This window comes from Pseudogemmobacter sp. W21_MBD1_M6 (assembly GCF_052119585.1).
In the GTDB taxonomy this organism is placed as follows: Bacteria; Pseudomonadota; Alphaproteobacteria; order Rhodobacterales; family Rhodobacteraceae; genus JBGQOJ01.
On the sequence record NZ_JBGQOJ010000004.1, the window covers coordinates 76686 to 90565 of the forward strand.

At 60.0% G+C, this 13880-nt stretch carries 16 protein-coding genes; 11 read left to right on the forward strand and 5 right to left on the reverse strand.

Going from position 1 to position 13880, the window contains the following annotated elements; genetic code table 11:
• Window positions 1–55 precede the first annotated feature (55 nt).
• Window positions 56–868 carry a response regulator gene (locus tag ACEN2R_RS06925; RefSeq protein ID WP_442040586.1) on the forward strand — a complete coding sequence of 271 codons (813 nt, stop codon included), beginning with the start codon at window positions 56–58 and terminating at the stop codon, window positions 866–868.
• Between the two features lie 80 nt (window positions 869–948).
• On the opposite strand, the gene ACEN2R_RS06930 is transcribed toward ACEN2R_RS06925, so the two are convergent.
• Window positions 949–1119 carry a DUF1328 domain-containing protein gene (locus ACEN2R_RS06930; protein WP_442040588.1) on the reverse strand — a complete coding sequence of 57 codons (171 nt, stop codon included), beginning with the start codon at window positions 1117–1119 and terminating at the stop codon, window positions 949–951.
• Between the two features lie 169 nt (window positions 1120–1288).
• Here ACEN2R_RS06930 and ACEN2R_RS06935 point away from each other — a divergent pair, with 169 nt between their 5' ends.
• The 6 genes from ACEN2R_RS06935 (at window position 1289) to ACEN2R_RS06960 (ending at window position 5635) form a co-directional block, all read left to right on the forward strand.
• Complete coding sequence (locus ACEN2R_RS06935) at window positions 1289–1594, forward strand: DUF883 family protein (protein WP_442040590.1); 306 nt, start codon at window positions 1289–1291, stop codon at window positions 1592–1594.
• Window positions 1595–1604: 10 nt separating this feature from the next.
• The gene (locus tag ACEN2R_RS06940; RefSeq protein ID WP_442040592.1) at window positions 1605–1958 is read left to right on the forward strand and encodes a hypothetical protein; all 354 of its coding nucleotides are present in this window, start codon (window positions 1605–1607) and stop codon (window positions 1956–1958) included.
• 116 nt (window positions 1959–2074) lie between these two features.
• The gene (gene ltnD / locus ACEN2R_RS06945) at window positions 2075–2977 is read left to right on the forward strand and encodes an L-threonate dehydrogenase (protein ID WP_442040594.1); all 903 of its coding nucleotides are present in this window, start codon (window positions 2075–2077) and stop codon (window positions 2975–2977) included.
• Window positions 2977–4227: a 3-oxo-tetronate kinase gene (gene otnK, locus ACEN2R_RS06950; protein ID WP_442040596.1), complete on the forward strand. Its 1251-nt coding sequence runs from the start codon at window positions 2977–2979 to the stop codon at window positions 4225–4227. Before ltnD ends, otnK begins: the two co-directional genes overlap by 1 nt.
• Window positions 4224–4871 (forward strand): 3-oxo-tetronate 4-phosphate decarboxylase, encoded by a 648-nt coding sequence (gene otnC, locus ACEN2R_RS06955; protein WP_442040598.1) that lies wholly within the window; start codon window positions 4224–4226, stop codon window positions 4869–4871. Before otnK ends, otnC begins: the two co-directional genes overlap by 4 nt.
• Complete coding sequence (locus tag ACEN2R_RS06960) at window positions 4871–5635, forward strand: hydroxypyruvate isomerase family protein (RefSeq protein ID WP_442040600.1); 765 nt, start codon at window positions 4871–4873, stop codon at window positions 5633–5635. Before otnC ends, ACEN2R_RS06960 begins: the two co-directional genes overlap by 1 nt.
• Window positions 5636–5650: 15 nt before the next feature.
• On the opposite strand, the gene ACEN2R_RS06965 is transcribed toward ACEN2R_RS06960, so the two are convergent.
• The 3 genes from ACEN2R_RS06965 to ACEN2R_RS06975 form a co-directional block, all read right to left on the reverse strand.
• A complete protein-coding gene (locus tag ACEN2R_RS06965; protein WP_442040602.1) occupies window positions 5651–6724 on the reverse strand; it encodes a 2Fe-2S iron-sulfur cluster-binding protein in 1074 nt (357 codons plus the stop codon).
• A gap of 3 nt (window positions 6725–6727) precedes the next feature.
• Entirely contained in the window at window positions 6728–7963 is a 1236-nt protein-coding gene (locus ACEN2R_RS06970; RefSeq protein ID WP_442040604.1) for an aromatic ring-hydroxylating oxygenase subunit alpha, read from the reverse strand.
• Between the two features lie 181 nt (window positions 7964–8144).
• Window positions 8145–10178 carry an oxidoreductase gene (locus tag ACEN2R_RS06975; protein WP_442040853.1) on the reverse strand — a complete coding sequence of 678 codons (2034 nt, stop codon included), beginning with the start codon at window positions 10176–10178 and terminating at the stop codon, window positions 8145–8147.
• A gap of 162 nt (window positions 10179–10340) precedes the next feature.
• Between ACEN2R_RS06975 and ACEN2R_RS06980 the strand changes: the two genes are divergently transcribed.
• The 3 genes from ACEN2R_RS06980 (at window position 10341) to ACEN2R_RS06990 (ending at window position 11950) form a co-directional block, all read left to right on the forward strand.
• Entirely contained in the window at window positions 10341–10994 is a 654-nt protein-coding gene (locus ACEN2R_RS06980; protein WP_442040606.1) for a TetR/AcrR family transcriptional regulator, read from the forward strand.
• A gap of 207 nt (window positions 10995–11201) precedes the next feature.
• Window positions 11202–11528: an arsenate reductase family protein gene (locus tag ACEN2R_RS06985; protein ID WP_442040608.1), complete on the forward strand. Its 327-nt coding sequence runs from the start codon at window positions 11202–11204 to the stop codon at window positions 11526–11528.
• Between the two features lie 95 nt (window positions 11529–11623).
• A complete protein-coding gene (locus tag ACEN2R_RS06990; protein WP_442040610.1) occupies window positions 11624–11950 on the forward strand; it encodes a ribonuclease E inhibitor RraB in 327 nt (108 codons plus the stop codon).
• Window positions 11951–12012: 62 nt separating this feature from the next.
• Here ACEN2R_RS06990 and ACEN2R_RS06995 read toward each other — a convergent pair whose 3' ends face one another.
• Window positions 12013–12864: a fumarylacetoacetate hydrolase family protein gene (locus ACEN2R_RS06995; protein ID WP_442040612.1), complete on the reverse strand. Its 852-nt coding sequence runs from the start codon at window positions 12862–12864 to the stop codon at window positions 12013–12015.
• A 263-nt stretch (window positions 12865–13127) separates the two neighbouring features.
• Here ACEN2R_RS06995 and ACEN2R_RS07000 point away from each other — a divergent pair, with 263 nt between their 5' ends.
• A complete protein-coding gene (locus ACEN2R_RS07000; RefSeq protein WP_442040614.1) occupies window positions 13128–13841 on the forward strand; it encodes a GntR family transcriptional regulator in 714 nt (237 codons plus the stop codon).
• The last annotated feature ends 39 nt before the right edge of the window (window positions 13842–13880 follow it).

Here is a 13880-nt window from a genome sequence, read left to right on the forward strand (position 1 = left end):
AACGTGATAGTCGTGCGTTTGGTTCCAAGATAAAGTGAAAAAGGTAAAAATAATCATGCCCAACGCCTCTACGACCGAGGGTTTCGTCGCATCCGTGGCGCAGGAATTGCCGTTTCTTCGCCGTTACGCCCGCGCCCTGACCGGAAATCAAGACTCAGGTGACGCCTATGCAATCGCGACGCTGGAAGCGATCATCGAAGATTCCAGTGTCATGGATCGCACGAAATCAGCCCGAATTGCGCTTTTCTCGGCCTTTCACGCAATCTGGAACAGCTCTGGCGCCCCGATCGCGGGCGCAGAAACCAAAATTGCGGCCAAGGCCCAGATGCACCTGAGCAAACTGACCAGAAACACCCGTGAGGCCCTGCTTTTGCACACGATCGAAGAATTCCGTTATTCCGAGATCGCCGAAATCATGAATGTCCCTCAGGACGAGGCCGAAGATCTGGTCAGAATTGCGCAGCAAGAGCTTGCCAATAGCATCCTCGGAAAAGTGATGATTATCGAAGACGAGGCGATCATCTCGATGGACCTTGAAAGCATTGTCTCGGACATGGGTCATGCGGTGACCGGCGTTGCCCGCACCCGGACAGAGGCGGTGAAACTGGGAAAATCAGAGCGCCCCGACCTGATCCTTGCCGATATCCAGTTGGCTGACAATTCGTCTGGGATTGATGCGGTCAACGACCTGCTAGGGGCCCTCGGCGACCTGCCGGTGATATTCATCACCGCCTTTCCCGAACGGCTGCTGACCGGGGAAAAACCGGAACCCGCCTTCCTGATCACAAAGCCATACACGGAAGAGCAGGTAAGAATTGCGGCGTCACAGGCAATGTTCTTTTCGTCGACCGAACCCCTGTTCTCCTGATCGCAACCGCAGATCTGCAAAAAAATGGCGCCCGCATCTTGCAGGGCGCCATTTTTCATCACGAATCAGTGGCACGGAAATTACGGTGTGCGCCCCTTGAACGCCCGCGCAATCATGGCGATGGCGAACAAGACCAGGAAAATCACAAACAGAATTTGCGCAACACCGGCAGAGGCGCTGGCGATACCGCCAAACCCAAAAACACCGGCGATAATCGCGACAACAAAGAATACTAAGGCCCAATACAGCATTGTTTCTTCCTTCAGTTTCACTTGCGCTCATTTGCGCTTCTGCCGGATCAACACGGAATTACGGCGATTGGTTCCACATTTAAAGTTCAGGAATTTGCCCTTTGCGACGGAACAATTAACGCCCACGGATGTTGAACTGTAATCCGAGTATCTTAAAAGGAGGCATAAAATGGCCACGGCGACAAAAGACAAATTCACCGGAACAACCACCGAGGATCTTGCTGCGCAGGTCGACGCGTTGAAGGCCGATATCGCGGCGTTGACGCAAAGCCTTGGCGACTATGGGCGCACCCAAAGCGCCCATCTGGCCGAGAGCGCCCGCGCATCTGGCGAGGCCGAGTATGAGCATCTTCGGTCCAAAGTGGCCGACCTTGGCAATCAGGCCGAAGACTTTGTTGTGCAAAAACCCGGGGTGGCGCTTGGCATCGCGGCGGGCATCGGCTTTCTGGCCGGTCTTGTCATTTCGCGCCGTTAGGACGGTGCCGATGTTTCCGTCCCTGCGACGAACAGCCGTCCGGACAGCGCGCAGAACCGCGCTGTCACTTGGTGCCGGTATCGCCTTCATTGTCGGCGCAGTCTTTCTGACCATTGCCGCCTGGATTTTTCTGGTGGCCGCTCATGGCGCGCTGGTCGCTGCCTTTATTCTGGGGCTGATCTATCTTGGCCTTGCGGCGATCCTGCTTGGAACCGCCATATCGCACGCCGCCCCGGATCATCCGCACAGCGCGTGCGACTGCGACGCCACCCGGTCGCAACCCACCCCGCCAGAGGGCATGCCACCCCTGGTCGAGGCATTCATTTTCGGCCTGAGTGCTGCTTTGAAATCGGGCAAGTCGTGATCCGGCCCAAGGGCGCAATCCCGCTTTTTCACGCATTTAGCTTCACGACCTCGATCTGGTATGCCATTTAGTTCCCAAAGGGTCTTTATGCCCCGCGACTGATGGGAGACTTCGGAATGAGCAACAGCCAGACATTAGCGGTGATCGGCCTTGGGTCCATGGGCTACGGCATAGCCGCCTCGTTGCTGCGGGCAGGCAATACGGTTTACGGCTTTGACGTCAACGAGGACGCGATGCGCCGGTTTCAGGCAGAGGGCGGCGTATCGGGCACCCTGAGCGAGGTTGCGCAAAAGATCGACACCCTTGTTGTCGTGGTCCTGAATTCGGCCCAGACAGAGACGGTTCTATTCGGGGACGCCGGCTGGGTGCCTGCTCTGCGGCAGGGCGCAACCGTGATCGCCTGCGCCACCGTCGCCCCGTCTTTCGCCCGCACCATGGCTGCGAAATGCGCGGCACTTGGCATCCACTATCTCGACGCGCCGATTTCCGGCGGCGCGGGAAAAGCCGCCGCAGGCAAGCTATCCGTGATGGCCTCGGGAGCGCCCGAGGCATTCAGCGGTGCGCAAGGGGCACTGGACGGCATGGCCGAAACAGTGTTCCGTCTTGGTGACGCTGCGGGTGCAGGCAGCGCGATGAAGGCCGTCAATCAGCTGTTGGCCGGTGTTCATATCGCCGCAATGGCAGAGGCCGTGACATTCGGCATGACCCAAGGGGTCGATCCCGCACAAACAGTCGAGGTCATCTCGAAATGCGCCGGCACCAGCTGGATGTTCGAAAACCGCGCGCCCCATATTGTCGATGGCGATTACACGCCGCATTCCTCGGTCGATATCTGGCCCAAGGATCTGGGCATTGTTCTGGACATCGCCCGCGAGGCCAGGTTCAGCGCGCCGCTGACCGCCGCAGCCTTGCAGCAATTCATGGCAGCGTCAGGGTCGGGATTGGGCAAAGAGGACGATGCCGCCGTGGCCAAGGTTTACGCCCGCAATGCCGGATTGACGCTGCCGGAGGCAAAGTAATGCGGCTGGGCTGTATCGGCGACGACTTTACCGGCTCCAGCGATCTGGCCAATACACTGGCCAAGCAGGGCATGCGCGCCACGCAATACGTCGGGGTGCCGGACCGGCCCGCCGATCCATCAGTCGAGGCGGGCGTTGTCGCGCTGAAGTCCCGTTCGCTTCCGGTATCCGAGGCGATCCGCCTGTCCCTCGACGCGCTTGACTGGCTGAAGGCGCAGGGCTGCACACAGTTCCTGTTCAAATATTGCTCAACCTTCGACAGCACCGACGACGGCAACATCGGCCCCGTGGCAGAGGCGCTTGCCGCAGCGCTTGAGGCACGTCAGGTCATCGTCTGTCCGGCGTTTCCGGCAGCGGGGCGCACATTGGTGCATGGTCATCTTTTCGTCGGCGACCATTTGCTGAACGAATCCGGGATGGAAAACCACCCCCTGACCCCGATGAAGGACCCCGATATCCGGCGCGTTCTGGCGCGACAGTCCAAAGGAGCCGTGGGGCATGTTTCCTACACCGACGTGCACAAGGGCGTCGATGCGATCAAGGCACGCCTTGCATCCGAGGCAGAAGCAGGCCGCAACCTGATCGTCGTGGACGCGCTGTCGGACAATGACCTGATGGTGATCGGCGCGGCGGCGGCGGACTTGCCGTTGATCACGGGCGGGTCCGGTATCGCCATGGGCCTGCCCGCCAATTTCCGCGCCAAAGGGCTGATCGCGGACGATAGTTCCACGTGGCACGGCGAAACCGGCCCTGTTGTCGCGGTCTGCGGCTCTTGCTCGGTGATGACGCAGAAACAGGTGGCGTTTCACAAGGCGCTGCATCCGACCTTTGAAATTGACGCAGAGGCGGTGATGACCGAAAAACTGACCGCAGCGGATGTGGCCGAATGGTGTCTGGCGCAAACCGGGCTGCCCTTGGCCTATTCCTCGGCGGATCCGGCCAGCGTGGCGGCGACGCAGAAACGGTTTGGCCGCGACGCTACGGCAGCAAAGCTGGAGAGCTTGTTTGCAGAGCTTGCACGCCTTCTGGTGGCGGGCGGCGTGCGGCGGCTGATTTCGGCAGGCGGCGAGACATCCGGCGCCGTGGTCGAGGGGCTGGACCTGTCGGACCTGCAAATCGGGCCGGAAATTGCACCCGGCGTTCCGGCCATGCGCGCCCGTGAGGGGCTGGTGATCGCGCTTAAATCCGGTAATTTCGGGTCAGAGGATTTCTTTGTAAAGGCCGCAGCACGGCTGGCAGAGGGCACATGACAGAGACCCGGCTACGTGAACAGATCTGCGCCATGGCCAAGTCGATATTCGACCGTGGCCTGACCGGCGGCGCATCGGGCAACATCTCGGTCAGGACCGGGGACGGCGGCCTTTTGGTGACGCCGACGGGGTCCAGCTTTGGTGCGCTTGACCCGGCGCGGCTGTCTCGGTTCGACGCAGCGGGGCGTCTGGTGTCGGGCGACCAGCCGACCAAGGAAATGCCCCTGCACAGCGCCTTTTACGAGACGCGCAGCGTGACGGGGGCGGTTGTGCATCTGCATTCCTGCCATTCCGTCGCGCTGTCGATGCTCCCCGAAACCGACCCCGACAACATGCTGCCGCCCCTGACGCCCTATTCGGTCATGCGGCTGGGCAAGGTGCTGTTGCTGCCCTATTTCCGTCCCGGCGACCCCGCGATGGGCGATGCGGTGCGTGGGTTGGCGGGCAAACGAAGCGCTGTTGTTCTGGCCAACCACGGGCCTGTCGTGGCGGGCAAGGATCTGGAGGCCGCCGTATACGCGATGGAAGAGCTGGAAGAGACCGCAAAGCTGGCGATGCTGTTGCGCGGCGCGAACCCGCGCATGCTGGATGCCGCACAGGTGCAGGATCTGGTGCGCACCTTTGATATCGAATGGGACGACTGATGCCAAAACTCTCTGCCAACCTTGGGTTCCTGTTCACCGAATACACCCTGCCCGATGCGATACGTGCCGCCGCCGCTGCGGGTTTCGACGCGGTTGAATGCCACTTTCCCTATGATGTTCCGGTGGATGATGTCCGGGCTGCGATGGCGCAAACCGGCCTGCCGATGCTGGGACTGAACACAGAGCGGGGCAACCTTGCCGCAGGCGACTTCGGTCTAGCCGCGATTGCAGGCAGAGAGACAGAGGCGCGCGCGCTTATAGATCAGGCAGTGACCTATGCTGCCGCCGTTGGCGCAGGTGCCGTTCACGTGATGGCGGGCAAGTCGGGTGGTGGCGCGCAGGCAGAGGCCACGTTCCGCGCCAACCTGACCTATGCCTGCCAACAGGCCGCGCCGCATGACCTGACCATCCTGATCGAGCCGATCAACCAGATCGACGCGCCGGGGTATCATATCTCGACCATCGAGCACGGCGCAGAGATCATTGATGCGCTGGGTCTGCCCAACCTGAAGCTGATGTTCGACTGTTATCATACCCAGATCATGCAGGGCGATCTGACCCGCCGCCTGACGCGGTATATCAGCCTGATCGGCCACATCCAGATTGCCGCCGTGCCCGACAGGGGTGCGCCCGACCATGGCGAGGTCAATTACCCCGAGATCATGCGCGTGATCGACGATCTGGGCTGGACGGGTTATGTGGGGGCCGAATACCGCCCCGGCACCAAAACCGAAGACACGCTGCGCTGGATGGAGCGCTACTAGCCGCCGCAGGCTCTGTTAAACCTCGATCTCGACGCGCCCGATCGCATGCGAACAACAGGCCAGAACATAGCCCGCCTCGATGTCATCCTCGCTGATGCCGCCGTTGTGCACCATATGCACCTGCCCCGCGCGTTTCCTGACCTTGCAAGTGCCGCAAACGCCAAAGTTGCAGCCGTTCGGAATGTTCAATCCGGCGGCCTTCGCGACAGTCAGGATCGTATCGGTCTCGGCACACAGGCTCGTGACGCCCGAGAGCACGAAATCCAACTCTGCCGTTTCGCGGTCCTGCGGAATAACGTCGTCGATTTCCTCGATGTCCTCGACCCGCTCGACAGGCGCGTGGAACGTTTCCTGATGATAGCGCGACATGTCATAGCCAAGCCCGTTCAGCATATCGCGCACGGATTGCATAAAACTGTCAGGCCCGCAGCAATAGACATCGCGGTCCAGATAATCGGGCGTCATCAGGCCCAGCATCAACTGGTTGAACCGCCCGCGATACCCTGTCCAGACCTCGTAAGGCTCATCCTGCCCCACGACGAAATGCAGCTTTACGCCCTGAATCCGCCCTGCCATATATTCCAGCCGCTTGCGGAAAATCAGTTCCGACGGGCGACGGGCGCAGGTGACAAAGCTGAGGTCGGGTTCTTCGCCACGCTCGAACAGGAATGCCGCCATCGACATCATCGGCGTCACGCCCGACCCCGCCGAAATGAACAGATATTTCCCGTCGGGCTGGCGCGGCAGGTGGAACACGCCGCCGGGGCCATGCGCGCGCAATCGCATCCCCGGCACCAGATTTTCCATCATCCAACGCGAGCCGATGCTGTCAACCTGCGCCTTTACCGTAACGGTCAGATAGGCGTTGCTGGCCGGGCTGGACGATATTGTGTAGGTCCGGCTGACCACCCCGCCCGGCAACGGCAGGTCAAGCGTTATGAATTGACCCGCGCGAAACAGGAATGTCGCGCCCGAGGGCGGACGAAACACAAAGCTTTTCACGTCAGGCGCCTCTGGCACCACCATGACGCATTCCAGAACTTCGCTGTCATCCCAAAGGGGTGTATCTTCGCGGGGCATCGGGATCATGGATTACTCCGCCGCCATCATCTTGCGGCCCGTCAAACGGTCCTGCACCGTGCGCGTATACCAGTCGACGAACTGGATGACGCCGCTTTCCTGAAGCTCTGAATAGGGGCCGGGGGTATAGGCGGGGCTGTTGATGCCAAGCTGGTTCTGCTCGACCACGATGCGGTCTTCATCATTGGTGTGCATCCAGACCTCTGTCAGGCGGTCAAGGTCGTAATCCACCCCTTCCACCGCGTCCTTGTGCACCAGCCATGTGGTTGTCACCTGCGTTTGGGTGGCGTTCAGCGGCAGCACGCGGAACGTCAGGATATGGTCCGACAGAAAGTGGTTCCATGTGTTCGGGTAATGGAAGAACAGCAACGTGCCCGCGTTCTTGATCGGCATATTCGGCAGCAGCTTTTGCACGGCAACCTTGCCATCCATCGTATAGCTTTCTGCGGTGCCAAGCAGCGGCACGCGGACGAACCGCCATTGTTCGGACGGATCTATATGGAACTCTGACGGCAGCCCCGCCGCTTCGCAGCGGTCGCGGTGGGCGGTAATGGCGGGGTCTTCGATCCCATCGCCATTTCCCGCAATATTCGGATTGTCGTCGAATGTGCGGCACAGCGACGGGTGCGAGCCGGAACAATGATAGCATTCGCGGTTGTTTTCCAGCACCAGCTTCCAGTTGCCCTGTTCGATGATGCTGCTTTGATAGGCGACCTTCGTATCCTCAAGGTGGTGCGGCCCCATATAGCGCGCGGCCATATCGGCGATCTTGTCAAAGGCGGGGGCAACATCGGCCAGACAAAGAAACACCATGCCCGACGCATTGCGGCAATGCACCGTTTTCAGCCCGTGTTTCGACGGATCAAAATCCGCGCCCATATCGCGCGCCCACAGTAGGCGACCGTCCAGCTCGTATGTCCACTGGTGGTAGGGACAGACCAGTTTCGGGTTCGATCCCTTCGATGTCTGGCAAATACGGCTGCCGCGATGGCGGCAGGAATTGTGGAACGCACGAATGACATTGTCATTCCCGCGCACGACGATCACCGAATAGTCGCCGATTTCCAGCGTAACATAGTTGCCGGCCTTCGGGATTTCGACCGATGGCAGCGCATAGATCCAGTCCTGCGCCCAGATTAACCTGATATCGGCATCAAAGACCTCGGCCGAGGTGTAGAAATCGCGCGCCAGCGAGGTTTTGGGCGCGCGCGACATAATTTGCGAAAGGATGTCAGAGTCACGTAGCATCGGCTGGGGTCCTTGAGAGGAGGAACGACTGTTAGAAAACCTTGGGTCTGCCCATGGCAGGCCTATCCGTGAACATGATCCCTAACCGTCGTTTCCGAAGCATCAAAAACGGCGATTTTCGCGCGAATCCAGACCTTGCCTGTTTTCATCGCATGATAAGGCTGCAAATGACCCGGTTGCATCAGATGTCTTTCATCAGACGCAGCGCGTCATAGATTGCGGCATGGGTGTTCCGCGCCGACACCGCGTCGCCGATGCGGAACAGTTTAAAGCCGGCAGGACCACCGTTCAGCGTTTGCGCGCGCCCCGCGATCAGCGCGTCATAGTCCACCTCGCCTTTGTTCGACGATAGCGGCTTCAGCGCGAAATACAGGTCGTCCAGTGGCAAGGTGCCGTGGTTCACGACAATCTGGTCATAGATCCGCGTTTTGGCCAAAGGCATGTAGTCGCTTCCGATCGTCGCCTTCAACTGGTTGCCGTCTTTTGCGACAGAGGTCAGACGGTAGGTGACCGTGAACGTCACGTCCTTAACCTGCAAAGACCGCATGTAGGGAACAAGGTTCATCGCCATTACATCGGGGGCAAAGCTGCGGTCGGGGGTCATGATCTCGACCGTCGCGCCCGCCATTGCCGCGACTTCGGCTGCTTGCAGTCCGGCATGGTCGCCCGCGTCGTCATAGATCAGAACGCGGGTTCCGGGTTTGACATCGCCGCTGATCAGATCCCAGCTGGACACAACCAGATCATTGCCACCGTCCAGAACATCCGTATGGGGCATGCCGCCGGTTGCGATAATCACCACATCGGGGTGTTCTGCCGCGATGTCTTCGGCTTCGGCCCATGTGTTGAACCGGAACTCTACATCGCGCGCCGCGCATTGCGCCATGCGCCACTCGATGATGCCGATCATCTCTTTGCGGCGCTGGTTCCGGGCCGTCAAACGGATCTGCCCGCCAGCCTCTGCCGCCGCCTCGAACAGGGTCACGGCATGGCCCCGCTCTGCTGCGACGCGGGCGGCCTCCAGCCCTGCGGGTCCGGCACCGACAATAACCACCTTTTTCCGCTCGGTCGCCACAGGGATCACATGCGGCATCGTCAGTTCGCGCCCCGTCGCCGCGTTGTGAATGCACAGCGCGTCCCCCGCCTGATAGATCCGGTCAAGGCAATAGGTGGCCCCGACGCAGGGGCGGATCTCATCCTCGCGCCCCTCGATGATCTTTTTCACCACATGCGGATCGGCCATATGCGCCCGCGTCATCCCGACCATATCCAACTTGCCCGAGGCCACGGCATGACGCGCGGTCGCGACATCAGGAATGCGCGAGGCATGGAACGTGGGCAAGCCCACCTCGGCCTTGATCCGGCCTGCGAAATCCAGATGCGGCGCGGATTTCATCCCCTGAACAGGGATCACATCGGTCATCGCCGGATCAGTATGGATTTGCCCGCGAATGACGTTCAGGAAATCCACGTTGCCCGAAGCTTTGAACAGATGGCCGATGGCAATGCCCTCGTCAATTGTGGTGCCGCCACTGGCCGTTTCATCCGCCGTATAGCGGACGCCAACCAGCAGCCGGTCGCCGCATCGCGCCTTGATTGCGGCCAGAACTTCCAGCGCGAACCGCGCGCGGTTCTCAAGGCTTCCACCATAGGGGGCGTCCAGCTCATTCGTCAGGGGCGACATGAACTGGTCCATCAAATGGCCGTAACATTCCAGCTCGATCCCATCGAGCCCCGCATCGGCCATCCGCTCGGCGGCATCGGCATAATCCGTGATGATCCGCGCGATATCCCAGTCTTCCATCTTTTTGGGAAAGGCACGGTGCGCGGGTTCGCGCTGGTGGCTGGTGGTCAGCGCGGGCAGCCAGTCGCCCTTGTTCCAATGGGTGCGTCGACCCAGATGGGTCAGCTGGATCATCACCGCGCAGCCATGATCGTGGCATTCATCGGTCAGCTTTTTCATCCATCCGACAACCTCGTCCTTATAGGCGAGCACGTTGTTGAACACCGGCGGGCTGTCCCTGGACACGGCCGCCGAACCCGCCGTCATCGTCATCGCAACCCCCGCCTTTGCCCGCTCGACGTGATAGGCGCGGTAACGGTCCTTGGGCATGCCCGCCTCGGGGTAGGCGGGTTCATGACTGGTGGTCATGATCCGGTTTTTCAGGGTCAGATGCTTTAGCGTGTAGGGCTGCAAAAGAGGATCGTTCGACACCATGGGATATTCCTGCAAGGACGCGCCAGATTGGCGGATGATCCGAACGTATCGACAAGGGGCGAAGGCCACTTTCGAAAATTCGACATCTGGATCGGCAAAAAACGACATATGTGTCGATTTTTATGCGGCGTCGCAAAACAAGGGTGGTAAAATGTTTTGATGAAGACACAGACACTTTCATTGGGGCACGGCTGGCGCGGGTCCGAAACGACATGGCTTGATGCCGCCTATCAGGCGCTGATTACCGGCGGGGTCGATGCGGTCAAGATCATGCCCCTGGCCCAGTCCCTGCGCCTGTCACGCACCAGTTTCTATTACCATTTCACCGACCGCGAGGCGCTTTTGGATGCGCTGATCCACATGTGGCAAAACAAGAATACCGGCAACCTTGTCCGTCAGACCGAACGCCCCGCCGACGACATTGTCGAGGCGGTTCTGAACCTGTTCGATTGCTGGATCACCCCTGCCCTGTTTGACGCGCATCTTGAATTCGCGATGCGCAACTGGGCCAGAACGAACCCCGCGCTTCAGTCTGTGTTCAAGGACACAGATCTGACACGCATCGCCGCGATCAGGGATATGTTCATCCGTCACGGCTATGACGCGCAGCAGGCCGATATCCGCGCGAATACGATTTACCTGACGCAGGTCGGCTATATCGCGATCGGCAGCACCGAAACATTGGCCGAACGCATCGACCGCATTCCAACCTATGTCGAAACCTTCACCGGACGCGCGCCCGATCCTGCAACACTGCGGGCTTTTGTGACACGCCATCAAGCCAAGGCGAGCGCAGAAACCGGCACCCCCTAAAAGGTCACGTTTCGCGCCCCGACAGCATCAATTCGGGCCGGAAGTGCACCGTCGGTGGTCTCAACGACACCGCCTTGTCCGGCGCGAGGCCGACAAGACCTTTGCGGAATTCGCCGTTTTTCCTGTCTTAAGGCCGGCGGGCGGGTTAGGATCGCACAATAGCGCAGACTATACCTCTGCCGAAACGCTCACCACGGGACAGTTTCCATGATCCTTTACGGCCTTCCCACATGTTCGCTTTGCAAAGTCGCCCAAAAGGCGCTTGAGGCGGCGGGGCACAAGGTCACTTTCCGCGACATTCGTATGGACCCGCTGTCCGATGCGGAACGCGACCTGCTTATCGCCGAATTCGGAAGCCGGATCATCGACCGCACCACGCCTGTCTGGCGCGGGCTGACCGTTTGGCTGCGAGAGGCCGAAGCGGATGCGCAGCTTGCGTCGAAACCGGCGCTTATGGTCAGACCCGTTATTCAGGACGGCAGCATCTTTACCCTTGGCTGGGGCGCAGATGCGCAGGCTGTCTGGGGGTTTTGACCCCTGCGCTGTCATTGAAACGACAGAATAACTGGCGCGAAACATGCTGTGGTGATACCCAGCGGCATTCACGTTTGACCCTGCACGGAGACCACATGTCCCATAATTATGACGCGCAACGCCGCGAAACCTTTGAGACGTTTGCCGAAGCCGGGCGCGGCGAGGTCCTGCCGAAAACCGCCGTGGTGGATTATCTGTTCTTCCTGGAAGAAACAGATGCCAATTGGGATGCGCTGGAAAAAGCGCTGCGTGCAAAGGGCTTCAAGACCAGGCGCAAACGCGACGGCGAGTCGCTTGTGGCCAGCATCGGCCCGATACCGGTGACGCCCGACAGCATCTGGACGCAAGAGCGGGTGGCGACAGAAATCGCGCTGAAGTATGACTTCTATCCCGATGGCTGGGATCTGAGCACCCAAGGCTGACAGGCGGCCAAACGGCGCCCCCATCCATGTGGAGGGACGCCGAAGTGGTTGCCGGTCTGCTCTTAAGCGCGCACGTTCTGCCGCTGTTCCCCAAGCCCGTCGATCCCGAGGCGCATCACTTCTCCGCCTTTCAGAAACTTCGGCGGCTTTTGCCCAAGACCCACACCCGGAGGCGTTCCGGTCGAGATGATGTCGCCCGGTTGCAGGCTCATGAACCGGCTGCAATAGGACACAAGGAACGGCACCTTGTAGACCATGGTTGCCGTCGTGCCGTTCTGGTAGCGGTGCCCGTCGACATCCAGCCACATCCGCAGATTGTCGTAATCGCCAACCTCGTCCGGCGTGACAAGCCATGGCCCGGTCGGCCCGAAGGTGTCGCAGCCCTTGCCCTTGTCCCAGGTGCCGGACCGTTCGATCTGGTACTCGCGCTCTGACACGTCGTTGATCACACAGAAACCGGCGATATGGTTCATCGCGTCGGCCTCGTCGATGCAGACACCGCCGGTGCCGATAACGATGCCCAGCTCGACCTCCCAGTCGGTCTTGACCGAACCGCGCGGGATCTGAACGTCATCATCAGGCCCGACAATGGCCGATGTCCATTTGTTGAAAATCACTGGCTCTGGTGGCACGGGCAGGCCGGATTCCTCGGCGTGATCCGCATAGTTCAGGCCGATGCAGATGAACTTTCCCACCCCGCCAACACAAGGCCCAAGGCGCAGGTCGGATTGCGGCGTGCCGTCGACAACCGGCAGCGACGACAGGTCAAGCGCTTTCAGGCGCGCCAGACTGTCCTGCGAAAGCGCCTCGCCCGAGACATCGGAAATGACATTGGAAAGATCCCTGACCCGACCGGAGTCATCAAGGGCGCCGGGTTTTTCCTGGCCGACCGGCCCGTAACGAAGAAGCTTCATAAGTGTGTCCTATTTGTAAAACGGGATTTGATCCGGCAAACGGGTGCCGGGCCAAAATTGTGGAATAGATCAGTCGTAAAGAACAGGTGCGATTTTCGGATGATGGATATTGCCGTCCGCCCGAAGGTGGGTCACCTTTTCAGCCAGTTCCATATCGTTTCCCCCCTCGTGTTTTCAGTGCAAGACCGGCAGCAAAACACCCGATGTCTTTAGGTTGACTTGCCGCACCTGTCAACTAACATGTCAGTTGAAAGGACGCCCCGATGCCCGACCAGAACACCGCAGAGCGTGCTTCCCAGACCGACATCACCGTCCTGAACGGGTCTTTGGCACAGCGCGTTTACCACTCTTTGCGGGATGCAATTCTTTCGATGACCTACACACCCGGAACAGTGCTGCGCAAAGGCCTGATCTGCGAACAGCTCAGCGTGTCGCGATCACCTGTGTCAGAGGCAATCGCCCGTCTTGCCGCCGAAGGGCTGGTTGATGTCATTCCGCAATCCGCGACCAAAGTGTCGTGCTTTTCCATGGACGAGATCCGCGAGGCATCGTTTCTGCGCGAGGCGCTGGAACTTGCCGCCGTAGCAAAGGTTGCCGCCAGCCGCACCGACGACCAAGTTGCACAATTGGCCCGCAACCTGCGGCTTCAGCACCTGTTGGCCGAAGATGACGACTTTGACGGGTTCCACAAGGCTGACGAAGAGTTCCACGCGCTTCTGCTCGATTTCACCGGGTTTCCCGGTGTGGCCGCCGTTGCGTCGAATGTGTCGCTGCAATTGCAACGCGCGCGGATGCTGATGTTGCCCGAACCGGGGCGCCCGCAGGCGACAATTGACGAGCATATCGCGATCCTCGATGCCATTCGCGCCAAAGACCAGACGGCGGCGCAGCGGGCGATGAAATATCATCTGGGCCAGCTTATCAACCGGATCGAACCTCTGGAACGGCAACATCCGAATTTCTTTTTCAAACGCTGACAACCGCGGGCCAATGGGGCCGCACACCCTGAAAAGGAT

Bases quoted from the DNA above. Each gene is read 5' to 3' on its own strand.
- ACEN2R_RS06925 (WP_442040586.1), top strand. From the start codon at position 56: ATGCCCAACGCCTCTACGACCGAGGGTTTCGTCGCATCCGTGGCGCAG.
- ACEN2R_RS06930 (WP_442040588.1), bottom strand. From the start codon at position 1,119: ATGCTGTATTGGGCCTTAGTATTCTTTGTTGTCGCGATTATCGCCGGT.
- ACEN2R_RS06935 (WP_442040590.1), top strand. From the start codon at position 1,289: ATGGCCACGGCGACAAAAGACAAATTCACCGGAACAACCACCGAGGAT.
- ACEN2R_RS06940 (WP_442040592.1), top strand. From the start codon at position 1,605: ATGTTTCCGTCCCTGCGACGAACAGCCGTCCGGACAGCGCGCAGAACC.
- ltnD (WP_442040594.1), top strand. From the start codon at position 2,075: ATGAGCAACAGCCAGACATTAGCGGTGATCGGCCTTGGGTCCATGGGC.
- otnK (WP_442040596.1), top strand. From the start codon at position 2,977: ATGCGGCTGGGCTGTATCGGCGACGACTTTACCGGCTCCAGCGATCTG.
- otnC (WP_442040598.1), top strand. From the start codon at position 4,224: ATGACAGAGACCCGGCTACGTGAACAGATCTGCGCCATGGCCAAGTCG.
- ACEN2R_RS06960 (WP_442040600.1), top strand. From the start codon at position 4,871: ATGCCAAAACTCTCTGCCAACCTTGGGTTCCTGTTCACCGAATACACC.
- ACEN2R_RS06965 (WP_442040602.1), bottom strand. From the start codon at position 6,724: ATGATCCCGATGCCCCGCGAAGATACACCCCTTTGGGATGACAGCGAA.
- ACEN2R_RS06970 (WP_442040604.1), bottom strand. From the start codon at position 7,963: ATGCTACGTGACTCTGACATCCTTTCGCAAATTATGTCGCGCGCGCCC.
- ACEN2R_RS06980 (WP_442040606.1), top strand. From the start codon at position 10,341: ATGAAGACACAGACACTTTCATTGGGGCACGGCTGGCGCGGGTCCGAA.
- ACEN2R_RS06985 (WP_442040608.1), top strand. From the start codon at position 11,202: ATGATCCTTTACGGCCTTCCCACATGTTCGCTTTGCAAAGTCGCCCAA.
- ACEN2R_RS06990 (WP_442040610.1), top strand. From the start codon at position 11,624: ATGTCCCATAATTATGACGCGCAACGCCGCGAAACCTTTGAGACGTTT.
- ACEN2R_RS06995 (WP_442040612.1), bottom strand. From the start codon at position 12,864: ATGAAGCTTCTTCGTTACGGGCCGGTCGGCCAGGAAAAACCCGGCGCC.
- ACEN2R_RS07000 (WP_442040614.1), top strand. From the start codon at position 13,128: ATGCCCGACCAGAACACCGCAGAGCGTGCTTCCCAGACCGACATCACC.